Raw genomic sequence first — 15,517 nt, 5'->3', positions numbered from 1 at the left:
GTTTTGCAAACGCCCTTACAAAAGAAAACCTTATTAAAAATTCAATAATATGAAAAAATGCTTTTTAACGTTATGCGCTTTATTAGCAGTGTCTATCTCTTGCCAAAGCAAAGAAGATGACGTTAACAATGGAGGAGGTACACAGTCACCTACTACTCAATCGCAAACTACCCAACCCTTACCCCCTAATACCCAACTCACTCAAATAGTGAATTACCAGCCTACTAATGAAATATTCTTAAACCCCGAAAGAGGTTTTTTAACACACCAAGATCAAAAAAGTGATAGCTGGCAATTAAATGCCAATTGGGTAAAAGAAAAAAGAGAAAAAGAGGGACTTAGCCTTGTACTCACCATCTATTATATGAATGAGTTTCGCGAGCAACCTATTTCAGAAAGCTTTCTAAATCGCATTCGCAATAATATGCGTGCTATTCGCGAAGGAGGTAGCAAGGTTGTGTTGCGCTTTGCCTATTCGTACGATCAAAACGACTACAACAATGGCAAAGGAGACGCTTCTTGGCAGTGGACAGAAAAACATCTCAATCAATTAGCCCCTATCATCAAAGAAAATGCTGATATTATAGCCGTGTGGGAATCTGGTTTTGTAGGGGTGTGGGGTGAATGGTATTACACGAATCACTACACCTTTGAGCCTGCTAATAACGCCCAAGCGTATGAACCGCGCAAGAAGGTATTAGCCAAAGAGTTGAGCATTTTACCTAAGGATAGAATGGTAAGTGTGCGTTACCCAAAAGCCAAACTCTACACTCAAAATATAGGCGTAGGGAATGCTCTAACGGCTCAAACAGCTTTTACCGGTAGTGACCTTTCTCGTATAGGTTTTCACAACGATTGTTTCCTCGCCGATGACGACGATACAGGCACCTACCACCACATACAAGAGCATCGCAAATATGTAGCCAATGAAACTCAATACGTAGTAATGGGGGGCGAAACTTGCCGTCCGGCATCAGGCTACTCTTCTTATGCCGAGTGTAGTAACGCCCTAAAAGATATGGCTACCTACCATTGGAGCTACCTCAACCAAGACTATTATGAAGGGATTCTAAACCTTTGGAAAAACAAGTGTATGGACGAAATCAAAAGACGTCTCGGCTATCGCTTTGTGCTTACTGAGGGAAAATTCAATGAAAATATCAAAGTAGGAGGAAAATTACAACTGCAATTGAAGATTAAAAATGAAGGTTTTGCAGCACCTTTTAATCCGCGTGATGTACAGATAATCCTTACAAAGAAAGGAACTGGCGAAAAACATATTTTCAAAGTAAATACTGACCCTCGCCGATGGGCAGCAGGCAGCACTACCGAAGTAGGTACAGAGATAAGTCTTCCTAAAAATCTTACCGCAGGAGAATACAACGTATATCTCAACCTCCCCGACCCCTACAAGAGTCTATCTTCTCGCCCCGAGTATAGTATCCGTTTAGCTAATAAAGAAGTATGGGAACCCTCAACAGGTTACAACAAGATTCACTCAATAAAGATTAAGAATTAGAAATTAGCAGTTAGAAATTAATAATTAGTCGTCAAACAAATCAGATTACTTCGGTTTGTTTGACGACTAATTTTCCAATCACCAAATTGGTTAATTGACAAATTATTTATACCTTTGCCCAAAAATAAGAACAATAATGAAAAAAATAATCACATTTTTTGCTATAACTACAACTTTTAGCTCTTGTAGTTTCTTTTCTAATGCAGCCAAAGAAGCTGCCAATACTACCGAAGAAATCGCTAATAAAACCGCTACTAAAGCAGGCGAAATCGTAGGAAGTACAGCACGTTCTTTCGGCGATGGTATAGGAGAAGGCATTGACAAATCAGGTAATTCAAGACTAAAACTTTCTGAAACTCTCACCCAACGAGGCTTAAAATTAGGTCATCACACCGTTAGTGATGAAAATGGTAACGACAATAAACTTTCTCTCTACCTCATTTTCGAAAAAGACTTTGAAGGTAGCGTAATGGTAAAAGTATTTAACAAACAAAACATAGAAATTGGGCGCGTAAAACAACAAATAAAAGGAAAAAAAGACGATGCCGCTTATTTTGACTTTGTATTCGACCCTCGTACTAATATCGACCCTAAATACACTATAATCATAGAATAAAACATTATCTCTTGCCTCTTAGCTCTTACCTAAATAAAATGAATACCATAGAACAATATAACAAAGTAATTGAACAATGCCGCAGTCTCTTTATCAATAAAATGAAAGACTATGGCAGCGCGTGGCGTATATTGCGACTCCCCTCTCTCACCGACCAAATTTTCATCAAAGCACAACGCATTCGCGGATTACAAGAAAACGCTGTACACAAAATAGACGAAGACGAAACTACCGAGTTTATAGGCATTATCAACTATGCATTAATGGCACTCATTCAAATAGATAAAGGCATTGCCTCTCAACCCGACCTCAATGTTGAGGAAGCTACAGCCCTCTACGATACCAAAGTAGTTGAAGCTCGCACCCTAATGGAAGCTAAAAACCACGATTACGGTGAAGTATGGCGTGAAATGCGTGTGAGTTCTCTCACCGATATTATCTTACAAAAACTCTTACGTGTAAAACAAATTGAAGACAACCAAGGTAAAACACTCATAAGCGAAGGTATTGCAGCTAACTATCAAGATATAGTAAATTACGCTGTATTTGCCCTCATCCACCTCAATAATTATTAATTGTTAATTGTAAATATTATGCCTACAACAGCTACAATAACAACTACACACAAAGCCAGCAACAGCAGAGGCTTAGGACTTGTAATGCCTACTAAAAAGAAGGCTACATCTAAAAAGAAAAAAACAATAGAAGAATTAGCTGAAAGAGCTCAAGCTATCATTAGCAAGTACGATATCAAACCTTTTAACAGAAAAGAATTATATGGTAATTTGTGATACAAATATCATTAGCAAACTTCTATTTCGCGATCCTGAAGTAATGAAGCAAATCAATATAATAGGACTGAAAAATGTATATATCACTCCTATTGTATACATCGAAATCGTACATTGGCTTAGTGCTTTTAGAAAATTTACTCGTGAGGACAGAAAGGAAATCAAAGCCTTTATGGACTCTCTAAAAGTACTCCATATCAATAAAAGTATTTCTGAACTTTCTATTGATGTTATCAAAAAGGATAATAGTCTTGAATTCCCCGATATTTTTATCGGTGCAACAGGAGTATATTACAACTTGCCTGTATACACCCACAACCTTAAACACTTTAAACTTATTAAAGGTATCACCTTATACAAAGAACAATGAAATCTAAAATATCTGTAATAGGCGGCGGTAGCTGGGCAACTGCCCTTATCAAAATCCTTACTGCCAATATCGACCAAGTGTGTTGGTATATGCGCAATGAACAGGCTATTGAGCACATCAAAGCAACCAAACACAACCCTAACTACCTCAGCGACGTACACTTGAACATCAACAAGCTACACCTCACTAACGATATCAACGAGGCAGTAGCTTTTAGCGATTATATTGTCTTCTCTATCCCTTCAGCTTTCTTAAGCGATGAATTAGAAAAACTCACCGAACCGCTATCTAATAAAAATATTTTTTCTGCTATCAAAGGTATCGAACCTAAAAGCGGACTCATAGTAGGTGATTATTTCAATAAAATACATCACGTACCTTATGCTCAGATAGGAGTTATAGCAGGCCCTTGTCACGCCGAAGAGGTAGCCCTCGAACGCTTATCATACCTCACAATCGCTTGTCTCGATGAGGAAAAAGCACGCTTTATGGCTGAAGCTATGAAACGCCATTATGTGAAAACCAAAATATCCGACGATGTGGTAGGTATTGAATACGCTGCTATGCTCAAAAATATCTATGCCCTTGCTGCGGGTATTGCACACGGTTTGGGCTATGGCGATAACTTCCAAAGTGTACTGATGAGCAACGCCATTCGCGAGATGCGACGTTATATCAAGCATATTTACAAAATCAAACGCAATATCAACAACTCTGCTTATCTCGGTGATTTACTCGTAACTGCCTACTCGCTTTTCAGTCGCAATCGTATGTTTGGCACGATGATAGGCAAAGGCTATACCGTAAAGAGTACAATGGCTGAAATGAATATGGTAGCCGAAGGTTATTACGCCACCAAAAGCGCTTATCTCATCAACAAAAATCAAGAAAAACCAAGCCGTACCCCCATACTCAATGCCGTCTACAAAGTGCTCTACGAAGGCAAAAGAGCGAGTATAGTGTTCTCAGAACTCACCGGAGAATTGGATTAGATAAATAGGTAAGAAGTAATGAAAAATGAAACTTATACACAATATAGTGAAGCGCAACTCAACAAAATAGGGAACACAGCAATCTATTTGAGTGAAAGAATACAACATTTATCAAAAACAAAATTTTTGAAGTTGTTGTATATTTTAGATGAGCTCTCTATCAAACAATCGGGAATTCCTTTCTTTAATTTGGATTATAAAGTATGGAAGTTCGGTCCCGTAGCCGAACCTATATTTATTGATTTATCATCAGAAATGACTCTGCTATCCCCTTTTATAAAATCCGATAAAAACGGATATCTTTCTGCTAAAAAATCATTCAACGACGATGAATTTTCTGATAATGATATAAATTTATTAGACGAAGTGATAGAGCGTTTTGGAAATCAATCTGCTAAACAATTAGTTACTTACACACATAATGAAGACTCGCTATGGAACAAAACTGCTAAAGAGCATAATGTTTTAGCTCTTTTAGAAAATGAAATGATTAACAGTACCAATCTTTATCTCAATTTAGCCGATTTGGTAGCAAACGACCCACGCAAAAAAGCTATTTATGAAGATTATATCGAACAGTTTTAAAAATGTTTACCGAAAGAACCATTATATATTTTACTCCTTTTTATTTTAAAAATGGTAATAAAGCTAAGAATAAATATTTCGTAGTATTAAAAAATATCAACAACAAAAGTATTCTTGCCTCTTTGCCTACAAGTAAGGATTACATCCCCGAAAAATTAATAATTGAACACGGTTGTATAGAATGTGAAAGTAGTAATTTCAATTGTTTTGTACTTTCTACTTCTACTGAAATTACTGAAGATGGAAAGCATTTTAGCGTACCAACTTTTCTATACGGACATCTATTAGACGAATACACTACTGATTTGTTAGAAGATTTATATCCTAACGAAACAAGTGATTATAAAATATGGGGAAAAATGAAAGTATCTTTATTCAATGAATTGATTGAATGTTTAAGAAACTCTAAATCAGTAAAAAGAAAATATAAAAAACTACTCCCATAATATTTGCTAATTAACTAATTTGCTAATTAACTTTATGTTCACAGGAATTATAGAAGAAATAGGTAAAATCGTACGAATAGAACGCAAACAAGCGAATCTGCATTTATACGTAAAAAGTTCGTTTACTAATGAACTAAAAATAGACCAAAGTGTTGCCCACAATGGGGTATGCCTCACCGTAGTAGCTATCGACGGCGATGTATACCAAGTAACTGCCATTGCCGAAACCCTTGCCAAAACCCACTTGGGCAGTTTGCAAGTAGGTGATGCAGTAAACTTAGAGCGCGGTATGCTCCTCAACACCCGTTTAGATGGACATATCGTACAAGGTCACATCGACCAAACAGGCACTTGTATTGCTATCCAAGAAGAAGCCGGTAGCACCCGTTTTACTTTTCAGTACGACCCTTCCACGGGTAATGTAGTGATTGAAAAAGGCTCTATCACTGTGAATGGCGTAAGCCTCACAGTAGTCGATGCCACTCGTGATAGTTTTAGCGTAGCAGTAATCCCTTATACTTTAGCGCATACCAATCTACAACATTTACAAATAGGTAGCATTGTAAATTTAGAATTCGATGTAATTGGTAAATATGTCGCCCGACTTATGCAACGATAAAATATAGATTTTGCCAGAGTTCAAAGACTTTGGCAATTTTTTTAGGTAAAAAATTTGGTTTATAAAATAAACTTAATTATCTTTGCCCCGTATTTGAACGTAAAAACCTTTTAATGTTATGGAATTACAGCCTTCCGATAGCTTGAAAATCATTCAAGAGATTATCCAGCAACGCAAACAAAAGTATGAAGCCAATGGCTTTTTCTTGCTCTTTTGGGGCGCACTCATCGCACTGTCAGGAATAGTGCAGTTTACAATGCTCATCAGCAATTTTTACCCTAAACAATCGGGAATGGTATGGGCAGTATTGATGCCTTTAGGCTTTGTAATTAATTTTGGAATCCTCTTGAGAAATAGAGGAGAACAGCGCAAAGCTTTTCTTTCTGCCGATTGGCTCGACTGGGCGTGGTGTGTGGCAGGAATAGTGGCATTGCTCAGTTTTTGTATGCCTTTTAGCTTGTGGAATCATTACGAAATTGCCTTGTTAACGATCTATTTTCCTTTTGCTTTTGTAGCTTTGGCAGTTGCCTTACATTTGAAAATGCGCCTTTGGGTCGCTACTTCACTCATTGCCATCGTAATTATCTATACCGTTTTGTATTGTCAATATGGTGTGTATCTACCTTTACTCTCATCGGTATTAGCGTGTTTACTGTTTTTAATTCCTGGTGTTCAACTCTATATTCACTATAAAAAGCAACAAAATGTTTAGCGAACTTGACCCCATTTTGCACTCACAACTCCGCTTGGCAATAGTCTCTTTGTTAATATCAGAAGAAAAAGCTGATTTTGTGCGCATCAAAGAGGTTACTAAAGCTACATCGGGAAATATATCGGTGCAAATACAAAAGTTAGAAGCTGTAGGATATGTTACAGTAACTAAATCCATTAAGGACAATTACCCAAACACCGAACTTCAACTCACGCATAAAGGGTTGCTTGCCTTTGAAAACTATGTAGAAGCCTTAAAAAGTTATCTCAAACTCTAAAAAATAACGAATATGATGAAGTATTTTAATTTGTATTTAATGTGTTGGCTATTGTTCAGCGGCATAGCTACAGCACAAAGTACGGATGCACAAGTCGCCTCCGTTTTAGCCACTGCTCACCAACAAAAGAGCGAGCAGCCTTTGCGTGACTTTTACGAAAAGAACGAAAAGCAACTTTCCGATTATTGGAAAGCCTATCTTTTGTATCGCAAAGCTTCTATGTTAGGCACTTATGGAAATGTAAAGAATGAGGCTCTTCGCCTTCTTGGCAAAGCCGATATAGAGAAAGCTGTTCAGTTATTGGAAAAGAAAACCGATAAAGATGCTGAGGACTGGGTGCTTTTAGCTCTCTGTGAAAGTTATGCTTTAAATTTTGTAGCTCCTAATGCCAATATGTACCAAAAAGCAATGAAAATTAACGATGATTTAGACGAAGCGCTATCGATAGACAAAGCTAATCCGCGGTATTTTTTAGTGAAGGGTATACAAGATATGCACACTCCCGAAATGTATGGTGGGCAACGCAAAACCGAAAATTATTTCCTGCAAGCCATCGCCCTATTCAGCAAAACACCTAAGGATAGTCCCGTGAGTTGGGGTTATGAGGACACCTATCAACTATTAGTGAGTTTCTATCTGAAGAAAGGTGAAAAGGAAAAAGCTAAAGAAACTGCTAACAAGGGGGCTACTCTTTTCCCTCAGAATCAGTTCTTCCAGAAGATTTTATAAGTCTCTCCCATAACAACGCACGCACTTCTTCTCGTAGAATCTCTTTATCGTCAAGGGTTTTGCCTTGGGTAGAAATAGGCGGTAGTACATCCACTCGCATTGTGCCTATACTGCCTGCAAAAAAGCGGAAAGGAAAGCGCTTTTTAGTGTCGTAAAACACCATTGGCACTATGGGTATTTGGCACTGTATAGCAATGCGAAAAGCCCCGTCCTTAAAACTATCGAGTACAATGCTCTCATCATCGGGTACGCCCCCTTCAGGGAAAATACAAATACTCAAACCTGCCTCTATGCGCTCCATCGCTTGGGCGTAGACCTCCCTCCTACTCTGCGGACTCTTTCTATCTACCATTATAGCCACCCGCTTGTAGAAATAACCAAATAAGGGTAATTTAGAGAGCTCTTTCTTCCCTACAAACACAAAGGGGTTTTTACTGCAATAGAGCATCAGCATTATGTCCATCATACTGTAGTGATTGGCAATCAACATATAGCTATGGTGATCGTTAGGCACCGTGTACTCGCGTTTTACTTTAGGAAAGAAGCCCATACCGTACAATATAGGGGTTGCCCAGAGATGTCGCATTACCCAATACAAAGCGCGATACCACCTTTTATGAGCAGTAAGAACGAGCAATAGGGGCAAAAGGAGTAGTATAATAGAGGCTACAAGTACATAAAACCAAGATTTCCAAAGTAGCCAAAAAGTGTATTTCAAAAATTTCATTTTTCTTATCTTCAGGGGGCAAAGATAACGCAAATATTTATAAACAACAATTTATAAAAAAGGCTATCCGTTTATTTTCGGACAGCCTTTTCTAATTTTATTCTACTTTTTAGTTTACTAAACAGCAACAACTAAGGTTTTGAAGTTAGTAACCTTGGTTCTGCTTCATATTGCCATTAGCTCCCATTTCGTCATCTGGAATAGGAAATGAGTATTTATAGCTTCCATAGGTTACTGTTCCATAAGTTTGTAAAGCATCATCTACAAGAGGCATATCTTGTTTATTTCGTGCAATATCATAAAAACGGAAGCCTTCACCTGCAAACTCTTTTCGTCTTTCTAACAAAATATTCTCAAGAGTTGCCGATGTATAAGCGGTTGCACCTCGTTTTGCAGGTATTAAATTCAGCTGAGCAAGGGCATTTGCAGTATCACCTAAACGGAAAAGAGCTTCGGCATAAGTGAGCACCACTTCTTCATAACGAATAACAGGTATATCTTGTGAACCTATGATATCAGTTTGTTTTCGCATTCTGTAAGTTTTACCAGCTTTTACTTCGGAAAAAAGAGCTTTTCTAACATCTCCTGTTTCGTATTTTGAATACAAATCGTTGAGCATTACCACATCTCCATAAGTCCCAAAATAAATATTTCCTAAACTATTATTACCTGTATTATCACTATCGTTATTAGCAATAGAAAAAATTTGATTTTTAGTATTATCAGTAGTAAAAGTCTTTGCAAAATCGTTAGCATCTGCAATATCCAAGCGAGAACCTTTGTGATCAATTACGTACTTAGCAGCATCACGAGCAATTGCCCAATCTTCAAAGAAAAGAGCTACACGCGCTTTGATAGCGTAGGCTGCAAAAGTAGTAATGTAGTGAGCAGAAGCGTCATCTTTGCTTGCTGATAAATTGCTAATAGCTGCGTTTAGGTCTTCCATTATAAGTTCATAAGTACGCTGAACCGTTTCACGAGCTGGATAAATGGCTTTTCCAAATACTTTTGTATAAGGAACACCTAATGCTTTTGTTCTGTCAGACTGTTGGTATTGTTGACCATAAAGTTTCAGCAAGTCAAAATGAGCTAAAGCACGAATGGCATAAGCTTCCCCTAAATAATGATTCAGCGTAGTAACATCCCCCGTGATTTTTGCTCTATCAGCATTAATAACTACGTTGGTGGATACTATTGTTTGATTGATACGCTTCCAAGCAGTAGAAGGGTCGTTCTCTGTTTTAGTCATAGCCATTTTAGCAACCGTAACAAAACGGTTTGAATTTGCATCGGAGTATGCATTATCGGAACGCACTTCTCCAAAAATAATCACATCTCTTCCGTAGTACTCTCTTGAACTCATATGATTATACGCTGAGTTTAAAACACTTCTAACGTCTTCTACAGAATTGATACTTCCCCCTAACTCTTTATCTTGCTCCAATGTAGGGTCTAAGTCGGCACAGCTTGTAGCTAACAAAGCTGTGCTAAATAGTGTGTATATAACTTTTTTCATTTTGTTTAGAATTTTAAATTAACACCAAATACTACAGATTTTACAGGTGGTGCTGTAAGGGTAGTATATCCCATTGTATTGCCTTTATTACCCACTTCAGGATCAAGTTTTAGACCGCTGTCTTTCACCCAAGTATAAAGATTAGTTCCTCTAAGGGTAAAGGTAACTCCATCAAAACCTGTTCCTTCTAAGTATTTAGAAGGCACTTCATAGCCCAATGTAATGTCTTTCAAGCGTGCAAAAGTACCATCGTATAAGTGACGAGAAGAAACATCGTGGAAATTATCAGCGCCTGAATAGGTTATTTTTGGCACATCGGTTACATCTCCTGCTTTTTGCCAAGCGTTTAATAACTCGGCATCTCCATTATAATTTACTGTTGTAAAATTATTGGTTCTCAAATAGAATTGAGCAAATCGTTCGTATACTTTATGCCCTCCTGTAAAATAAACAGTAGCATCTAAAAATACCCCTTTGTATTGAAGGTGAGTAGACAGACCTCCTGAATATTTTGGAATGGCAATACCTTGGAATCTTCGCTCTGCGAGGTTATAGTCTGATGTTTTCTTGCCATCTTTGGCATACCACTCAGGAGCCCCTGTAGTTACATTGACACCTGCCCAAGTTGGCATATACCAATAAGCATACGTTTCTCCCACTTTGGTTTGTTTGTATGCACTCCCTGCTGTTGGGTCTACATCGGCGCCTGTACCGTCTTTTGCCAATTCTTCTACCCTGTTTTTAACTGTTGCTATATTAGCCGACAAGTTCCAAGTGAAGTTTTTATTACGGATAATATCAACCCCTAATGAAGCCTCAATACCCTTATTACTCATTGCTCCTGTATTAATAGCTTGTTCTTCAAAACCTGTAGTTCTTGACAAAGGCACGTTTAGCAACAAATCATAAGTATATTTATCGTAATATGCAACAGAGCCTCTTAAGCGCTGGTTAAATAGTGCAAAATTGAGCCCTACATCAAAAGTACGGTTTTTCTCCCAAGTAAGGTCGTCATTTCCTAATGTTTTGGGGTAGGCAGCTCCATTTTCAGCATAATCAGCATCATAGGCTAAAAGTACTTGGTATTGGTTTAAATCTACCCCAGAGTTCCCTGTAAGCCCATAAGAAGCTCTTAATTTTAACTCGTTAAAAACTTTCCCAAGGGCCTCAAACTCTTTATGAAGGTTGTAAGCAAGACCTAATGACCAGAAATTCCCGTAGCGATTTCCTTTTGCAAAACGAGAGGATCCTTCTCTACGAATACTTGCGTCAAGAATATATTTTTCGGCATAAGAATAGTTAAGCATTCCTAACAACGATACATTCGCCCAATCTTCAAAAGTAGAATATACTTTTTTTTCTTTTGTTACAGAAACGAGATTGGTTAAACCATCAGCGGCTATATTAGAACCATAACCTTCTAAATAATTCTTTTTGTACTTTTGATATTCATAAAGTGCTGTAAGACCAAATTTATGTTTCTCGGCTACATTGAAATTATACGATAAGGTATTTTGATATACCCAAGTAGCGTGGTGAGTCATTATACGTTGTGAAGACCCATTTTGTTTATCATCATCACTGTGTATTCTGTTTCTATAGCTTTTATAATCTGATGAAATGTAATCTACATTGGCACGAGTAGAGAATACTAAATTTTTAAGCAGTTCGTAATCTACTTTAAAGTTCACCAATCCTCTTAGGGTATTGTTCTTTACTATATCGTGTTCTTGTAGATACAAGTAATTGTACAATCCTGTATACCTATTAAATGTGGTAACATTATACGACCCATCGGCATTATAAGGATTTGCCCAAGGCGACATCATTACTTTTGCTAGATAAGGATTCGTAAAAAAAGCTGATTGCTCAGCAATAGGATTTTGAGATACCCAAGAGCCATTTACTGAAGCCTCTAACTTCAATTTATCATTCAAATCTCTGTTGATTTTTATCACTCCGGATACACGTTTAAAAGGGTCTGATACTTTTACAGTAGGTTCTGTTCTGTTATACCCCAAGGATACATAGTAAGTTCCTTTTTCATCTCCTCCAGAGGCCGATATATCGGCAGAAGTCATTACAGCATTTTTGTTTTTTATAAGTTCTGACCAATTGTTGTTATTTAATGCACTATTAAAGTTTTCTGCTCCGTTAAGTCTCAAACCATTGGTGTGGGCAAAATCAATTGCGTTGTCGTAAGTTACACCTCTGTTTGCAAATTGGTTTGCCAATCCTTGTTTTAACAAATGATAGCGTTGGTCACCCGTAAGAGGAGACCTTTTAAAATACGCATCGTTTTGAAAACCCACTGAGGTATTTACATTAAACTTTGTCTTTCCTCTTTTACCAGATTTGGTTGTAATAACAATAACCCCATTAGAGCCTCTCGCCCCATAAAGAGCTGTAGCAGCAGCATCCTTGAGCACTGTTAAACTTTCTATATCTTCGTTGTTAATACTTGCAAGGGTTGACATTGAAGAAAATGTATCTTTATCCTCTGTTAAGTTTTCTGTGATTACTGGCACACCATCTATCACATAAAGAGGTTTATTGCTACTATTCATAGATCCAACTCCGCGAATCATCACGGTTTGTTCTGCTCCTGGTGTTCCTGAAGCAGCGTTAATTACCACTCCTGGAGTTTTCCCTTGCAGAGCTTGGTCTACAGAAATAGCCGAAGGTGTACTTATATCTTTACTTGATAACTGTACAGTATTTCCTGTGGATTCGGCTGCTTTCTTTTTAACAACACCCAAAACCACTACTTCGCCGATCTCTACTGCTTCTTCTTGCAGTACTACATCAATACGACTTGAAGTACCAACTTTGTGACTTTGGGTTTTCATTCCTAAAAATGAGAACTCTAAAGTCTTACCTGGCGCTGCCTTGATACTGTAACGACCTTCCATGTCAGTTTCGGTACCGTGGTTTTCTCCTTTTACTACTACGGCTACACCCAACATTTCTAATCCGTTGGCATCACGCACCGTTCCTGTAATCGTCCTTTCTTGTGCAGTAGCGACTGCTGAAAAGAAAAGAACGAATAAAAACACGTAAAATAGTTTTTTCTTCATCGCTATTAATTTTATAGTTTAACACCGCAAAGTTATAGAATAATTTTACAAGAATCCAAATACTATCAGATTTTTTTTCTACAGACTTAAATACTTCTCAGTGAAACTATTTTTTTGAACAAATCGCAATATTTCAGTTAAGAATTTATCATATTCTCAATAAAATAGACTTTTTAATAAAAATATCTCATTTTTCATCTTAATTTTTTACCTATATTACAACATTGCTAAAAATTGTATTAAGTATCTTATTTTCAATAATATAAATAACATATATACTGTTATAAGTATTTTTTATAACCAAGAAAATCAATACTCTTTTCTTCAAATTTTAACTATATTTAACATCTGAATAAACGTAAAAAATCTCTCGTTGCAAAGCTATTTTACAACGAGAGACCTGTATTTTATTGAAAATAATTCGTTAAAAAACGAAATCTATTATGAAAATCCTAACCATAATCCCCAAGGAATTCTGGAAAGTAATAGCACTAAAGCTATACCGTAGAACAAGGCTATTTTGCCAAACATCTGGCGCACCTCAGTCTGCTTTTTGAGTTTTACCCAACCAACGGTGATGAGCACTATGGCAATGATATTCATCAAAGGGTGTTCTAACAACAGAAGGCGCAATAAGGAGTCTTTCATCACTACTTTAGCCCCCTCACCCCACATCTGCAAACGAGGCGTTGTTACATATAGTAACAAACCTAATAACATTTGTATATGTGAGAAAACAAGTGCAAACAAACTTAAACGGAGGTCTTTTACCTCAAAGTATTTTTTATTCTTGAAATAACCGATAAGTGCATTAACTACCGCCGCAATAAGCACAGCTAATACTATATAGGCAGTGAATGAGTGTAATTGTTTAATTAGTTGATACATAAAGCTTTCTTTTAAATTTAGGGCGCAAAAATACAAATCTTTTCCAAATATAGTGATATATTGGTCTATTTTTTGTAATTTTGCGCTGAAATACAGTGATTAGCAGCTTTTTGCTTTTCACTCTTAAATTTTCACTATAATGACAGACCAAGTATTTGCCCTACACGTGGCAACCCGCAACAATCTTTTAACTTATTTGGAGAACCTAACTCCTGAACAATTAGCGCAAATCCCTAATGGATTTCACAATAATATCTGGTGGAACATCGCTCACTGCGTGGCACAACAACAAATACTCTGCTACAAACTATCAGGACTCAATTTCGTTGTACCCGAAACTTTTGTAGATACTTATAAAAAAGGCACTTATCCCGATGGGCATATCCCTACCGCTGACGAAATTCAAGAATTGCGCAGTCTGCTCATCAGTACCCAAAAACAACTACAAGCCGACTACGAGCGCGGAGTATTCTCTAACTTTACCCCTTATACTACCAGCTATGGCTATGCGCTCACTTGTATAGAAGATGCAATACATTTCAACAACACTCACGAGGGTATGCACCTTGGGGTGGTAATTGCTTTAAACTACTTTGCTAAATGATAGAAGATAAAACGCCACACCGCACCTCATTAGCCGATTTGGGTGAATTTGGACTCATCGACCGCCTGACGAAGGGATTTGAAATCCACAATCCTTCCACTCTTAAAGGCGTAGGTGACGATGCCGCGGTAATGGATTTTAAAGATAAAAAAACAGTTGTCTCTACCGACCTGCTCATTGAGGGGGTTCATTTCGACCTCAGTTATGTACCGCTGAAACACTTGGGTTACAAAGCGGTATCGGTGAATGTATCCGATATTTATGCAATGAACGCAACGGCTACCCAAATAACGGTATCGATAGCAGTATCTAATCGCTTTCCGTTGGAAGCCTTAGAAGAACTCTATGCGGGCATTCGCTTAGCGTGTGATCGTTACAAAGTGGACTTGGTAGGGGGCGACACGACTTCCTCTACACGCGGACTCATCATCTCGGTAACGGCAATAGGCGAAGCTAATGAAGAGGACTTGGTATACCGCAACGGGGCACATCCTAACGACCTTATAGTGCTCACAGGCGATATAGGGGGCGCCTATATGGGCTTGCAGATATTGGAGCGCGAAAAAGCTGTTTTTCAGGTAAATCCAAACTCTCAACCCGATATAGAGATGTATTCTTATATTTTGGAACGCCAGCTCAAACCCGAAGCCCGCAAGGACATTCCGCCACTGCTCAAACAATTGGGTGTAAAACCTACTGCGATGATGGATGTGAGCGATGGCTTATCGTCAGAGCTCTTGCACATTTGTAAACAATCGGGGGTAGGTTGTAGGTTATATGAAGATAAAATACCGCTTGACCCACAAGTGATTAGCACTTGTGAGGAGTTCAATTTAGATAGCACTACCATAGCCCTAAGTGGCGGTGAAGACTACGAACTGCTCTTTACTATTGCTCAAGCCGATTACGACAAAATTAAAGGCAACCCCAATTTTAGCGTAATAGGTTACATTACTGATAAAGGGGAAGGCGTAAACCTCGTCACTCGTGCAGGACAGTTCATCCCAATCATAGCGAGAGGGTGGAACGCTTTGAGTAATGAATAATGA

The 15,517-nt window shown here is 37.9% G+C and carries 18 protein-coding genes; 14 read left to right on the top strand and 4 right to left on the bottom strand.

Annotated elements, in window-relative coordinates:
• Window positions 1-49: 49 nt before the first annotated feature.
• The 12 genes from I7X29_RS09250 to I7X29_RS09195 all read left to right on the top strand — a co-directional run bounded on the left by I7X29_RS09250 (window position 50) and on the right by I7X29_RS09195 (window position 7,656).
• On the top strand, window positions 50-1,519 hold the full coding sequence (locus tag I7X29_RS09250) for a DUF4832 domain-containing protein (RefSeq protein WP_198474206.1): 1,470 nt from the start codon (window positions 50-52) through the stop codon (window positions 1,517-1,519).
• Window positions 1,520-1,655: 136 nt separating this feature from the next.
• On the top strand, window positions 1,656-2,135 hold the full coding sequence (locus I7X29_RS09245) for a hypothetical protein (RefSeq protein ID WP_198474204.1): 480 nt from the start codon (window positions 1,656-1,658) through the stop codon (window positions 2,133-2,135).
• 38 nt (window positions 2,136-2,173) lie between these two features.
• Complete coding sequence (locus I7X29_RS09240; RefSeq protein ID WP_198474202.1) at window positions 2,174-2,710, top strand: DUF1599 domain-containing protein; 537 nt, start codon at window positions 2,174-2,176, stop codon at window positions 2,708-2,710.
• A gap of 18 nt (window positions 2,711-2,728) precedes the next feature.
• Window positions 2,729-2,926 carry a hypothetical protein gene (locus tag I7X29_RS09235; protein ID WP_198474200.1) on the top strand — a complete coding sequence of 66 codons (198 nt, stop codon included), beginning with the start codon at window positions 2,729-2,731 and terminating at the stop codon, window positions 2,924-2,926.
• Window positions 2,913-3,296, top strand: a complete 384-nt coding sequence (locus I7X29_RS09230; protein WP_088593810.1) for a type II toxin-antitoxin system VapC family toxin — start codon at window positions 2,913-2,915, stop codon at window positions 3,294-3,296. The genes I7X29_RS09235 and I7X29_RS09230 overlap by 14 nt, the downstream gene beginning before the upstream one ends.
• Window positions 3,293-4,288 (top strand): NAD(P)H-dependent glycerol-3-phosphate dehydrogenase, encoded by a 996-nt coding sequence (locus I7X29_RS09225; RefSeq protein WP_198466656.1) that lies wholly within the window; start codon window positions 3,293-3,295, stop codon window positions 4,286-4,288. Before I7X29_RS09230 ends, I7X29_RS09225 begins: the two co-directional genes overlap by 4 nt.
• A gap of 18 nt (window positions 4,289-4,306) precedes the next feature.
• Window positions 4,307-4,873 carry a Panacea domain-containing protein gene (locus I7X29_RS09220; RefSeq protein ID WP_088593808.1) on the top strand — a complete coding sequence of 189 codons (567 nt, stop codon included), beginning with the start codon at window positions 4,307-4,309 and terminating at the stop codon, window positions 4,871-4,873.
• Window positions 4,874-4,875: 2 nt separating this feature from the next.
• The gene (locus I7X29_RS09215; protein WP_088593807.1) at window positions 4,876-5,319 is read left to right on the top strand and encodes a hypothetical protein; all 444 of its coding nucleotides are present in this window, start codon (window positions 4,876-4,878) and stop codon (window positions 5,317-5,319) included.
• 34 nt (window positions 5,320-5,353) lie between these two features.
• Entirely contained in the window at window positions 5,354-5,938 is a 585-nt protein-coding gene (locus I7X29_RS09210) for a riboflavin synthase (protein WP_198466655.1), read from the top strand.
• A 118-nt stretch (window positions 5,939-6,056) separates the two neighbouring features.
• Window positions 6,057-6,650, top strand: a complete 594-nt coding sequence (locus tag I7X29_RS09205) for a hypothetical protein (RefSeq protein ID WP_198466654.1) — start codon at window positions 6,057-6,059, stop codon at window positions 6,648-6,650.
• Entirely contained in the window at window positions 6,643-6,927 is a 285-nt protein-coding gene (locus I7X29_RS09200) for a winged helix-turn-helix domain-containing protein (protein WP_009412478.1), read from the top strand. Before I7X29_RS09205 ends, I7X29_RS09200 begins: the two co-directional genes overlap by 8 nt.
• Window positions 6,928-6,939: 12 nt before the next feature.
• Window positions 6,940-7,656: a hypothetical protein gene (locus I7X29_RS09195; protein ID WP_198466653.1), complete on the top strand. Its 717-nt coding sequence runs from the start codon at window positions 6,940-6,942 to the stop codon at window positions 7,654-7,656.
• Here I7X29_RS09195 and I7X29_RS09190 read toward each other — a convergent pair.
• The 4 genes from I7X29_RS09190 to I7X29_RS09175 all read right to left on the bottom strand — a co-directional run bounded on the left by I7X29_RS09190 (window position 7,613) and on the right by I7X29_RS09175 (window position 13,864).
• Window positions 7,613-8,383, bottom strand: coding sequence for a lysophospholipid acyltransferase family protein (locus I7X29_RS09190; protein WP_198466652.1), 771 nt, complete (start codon window positions 8,381-8,383; stop codon window positions 7,613-7,615). The genes I7X29_RS09195 and I7X29_RS09190 overlap by 44 nt on opposite strands.
• A gap of 145 nt (window positions 8,384-8,528) precedes the next feature.
• Window positions 8,529-9,899 (bottom strand): RagB/SusD family nutrient uptake outer membrane protein, encoded by a 1,371-nt coding sequence (locus I7X29_RS09185; RefSeq protein ID WP_009412475.1) that lies wholly within the window; start codon window positions 9,897-9,899, stop codon window positions 8,529-8,531.
• Window positions 9,900-9,904: 5 nt separating this feature from the next.
• A complete protein-coding gene (locus I7X29_RS09180) occupies window positions 9,905-12,976 on the bottom strand; it encodes a SusC/RagA family TonB-linked outer membrane protein (RefSeq protein WP_198474198.1) in 3,072 nt (1,023 codons plus the stop codon).
• 441 nt (window positions 12,977-13,417) lie between these two features.
• The gene (locus tag I7X29_RS09175) at window positions 13,418-13,864 is read right to left on the bottom strand and encodes a hypothetical protein (RefSeq protein ID WP_198474196.1); all 447 of its coding nucleotides are present in this window, start codon (window positions 13,862-13,864) and stop codon (window positions 13,418-13,420) included.
• A gap of 139 nt (window positions 13,865-14,003) precedes the next feature.
• On the opposite strand from I7X29_RS09175, the gene I7X29_RS09170 reads away from it, so the two are divergent.
• Window positions 14,004-14,468, top strand: a complete 465-nt coding sequence (locus I7X29_RS09170) for a DinB family protein (RefSeq protein WP_009412471.1) — start codon at window positions 14,004-14,006, stop codon at window positions 14,466-14,468.
• Entirely contained in the window at window positions 14,465-15,514 is a 1,050-nt protein-coding gene (gene thiL, locus I7X29_RS09165) for a thiamine-phosphate kinase (protein ID WP_198474194.1), read from the top strand. Before I7X29_RS09170 ends, thiL begins: the two co-directional genes overlap by 4 nt.
• The last annotated feature ends 3 nt before the right edge of the window (window positions 15,515-15,517 follow it).

This window comes from Capnocytophaga periodontitidis (genome assembly GCF_016126015.1).
Classification (GTDB): domain Bacteria; phylum Bacteroidota; class Bacteroidia; order Flavobacteriales; family Flavobacteriaceae; genus Capnocytophaga; species Capnocytophaga periodontitidis.
Note: the sequence above shows the minus strand (reverse complement) of the source record. Positions and strands in the feature narration are given on the sequence as shown.

What these genes read in the sequence shown, in the direction of transcription:
- I7X29_RS09250 (WP_198474206.1), top strand. Translation starts at nt 50, where the DNA reads ATGAAAAAATGCTTTTTAACGTTATGCGCTTTATTAGCAGTGTCTATC.
- I7X29_RS09245 (WP_198474204.1), top strand. Translation starts at nt 1,656, where the DNA reads ATGAAAAAAATAATCACATTTTTTGCTATAACTACAACTTTTAGCTCT.
- I7X29_RS09240 (WP_198474202.1), top strand. Translation starts at nt 2,174, where the DNA reads ATGAATACCATAGAACAATATAACAAAGTAATTGAACAATGCCGCAGT.
- I7X29_RS09235 (WP_198474200.1), top strand. Translation starts at nt 2,729, where the DNA reads ATGCCTACAACAGCTACAATAACAACTACACACAAAGCCAGCAACAGC.
- I7X29_RS09230 (WP_088593810.1), top strand. Translation starts at nt 2,913, where the DNA reads ATGGTAATTTGTGATACAAATATCATTAGCAAACTTCTATTTCGCGAT.
- I7X29_RS09225 (WP_198466656.1), top strand. Translation starts at nt 3,293, where the DNA reads ATGAAATCTAAAATATCTGTAATAGGCGGCGGTAGCTGGGCAACTGCC.
- I7X29_RS09220 (WP_088593808.1), top strand. Translation starts at nt 4,307, where the DNA reads ATGAAAAATGAAACTTATACACAATATAGTGAAGCGCAACTCAACAAA.
- I7X29_RS09215 (WP_088593807.1), top strand. Translation starts at nt 4,876, where the DNA reads ATGTTTACCGAAAGAACCATTATATATTTTACTCCTTTTTATTTTAAA.
- I7X29_RS09210 (WP_198466655.1), top strand. Translation starts at nt 5,354, where the DNA reads ATGTTCACAGGAATTATAGAAGAAATAGGTAAAATCGTACGAATAGAA.
- I7X29_RS09205 (WP_198466654.1), top strand. Translation starts at nt 6,057, where the DNA reads ATGGAATTACAGCCTTCCGATAGCTTGAAAATCATTCAAGAGATTATC.
- I7X29_RS09200 (WP_009412478.1), top strand. Translation starts at nt 6,643, where the DNA reads ATGTTTAGCGAACTTGACCCCATTTTGCACTCACAACTCCGCTTGGCA.
- I7X29_RS09195 (WP_198466653.1), top strand. Translation starts at nt 6,940, where the DNA reads ATGATGAAGTATTTTAATTTGTATTTAATGTGTTGGCTATTGTTCAGC.
- I7X29_RS09190 (WP_198466652.1), bottom strand. Translation starts at nt 8,383, where the DNA reads ATGAAATTTTTGAAATACACTTTTTGGCTACTTTGGAAATCTTGGTTT.
- I7X29_RS09185 (WP_009412475.1), bottom strand. Translation starts at nt 9,899, where the DNA reads ATGAAAAAAGTTATATACACACTATTTAGCACAGCTTTGTTAGCTACA.
- I7X29_RS09180 (WP_198474198.1), bottom strand. Translation starts at nt 12,976, where the DNA reads ATGAAGAAAAAACTATTTTACGTGTTTTTATTCGTTCTTTTCTTTTCA.
- I7X29_RS09175 (WP_198474196.1), bottom strand. Translation starts at nt 13,864, where the DNA reads ATGTATCAACTAATTAAACAATTACACTCATTCACTGCCTATATAGTA.
- I7X29_RS09170 (WP_009412471.1), top strand. Translation starts at nt 14,004, where the DNA reads ATGACAGACCAAGTATTTGCCCTACACGTGGCAACCCGCAACAATCTT.
- thiL (WP_198474194.1), top strand. Translation starts at nt 14,465, where the DNA reads ATGATAGAAGATAAAACGCCACACCGCACCTCATTAGCCGATTTGGGT.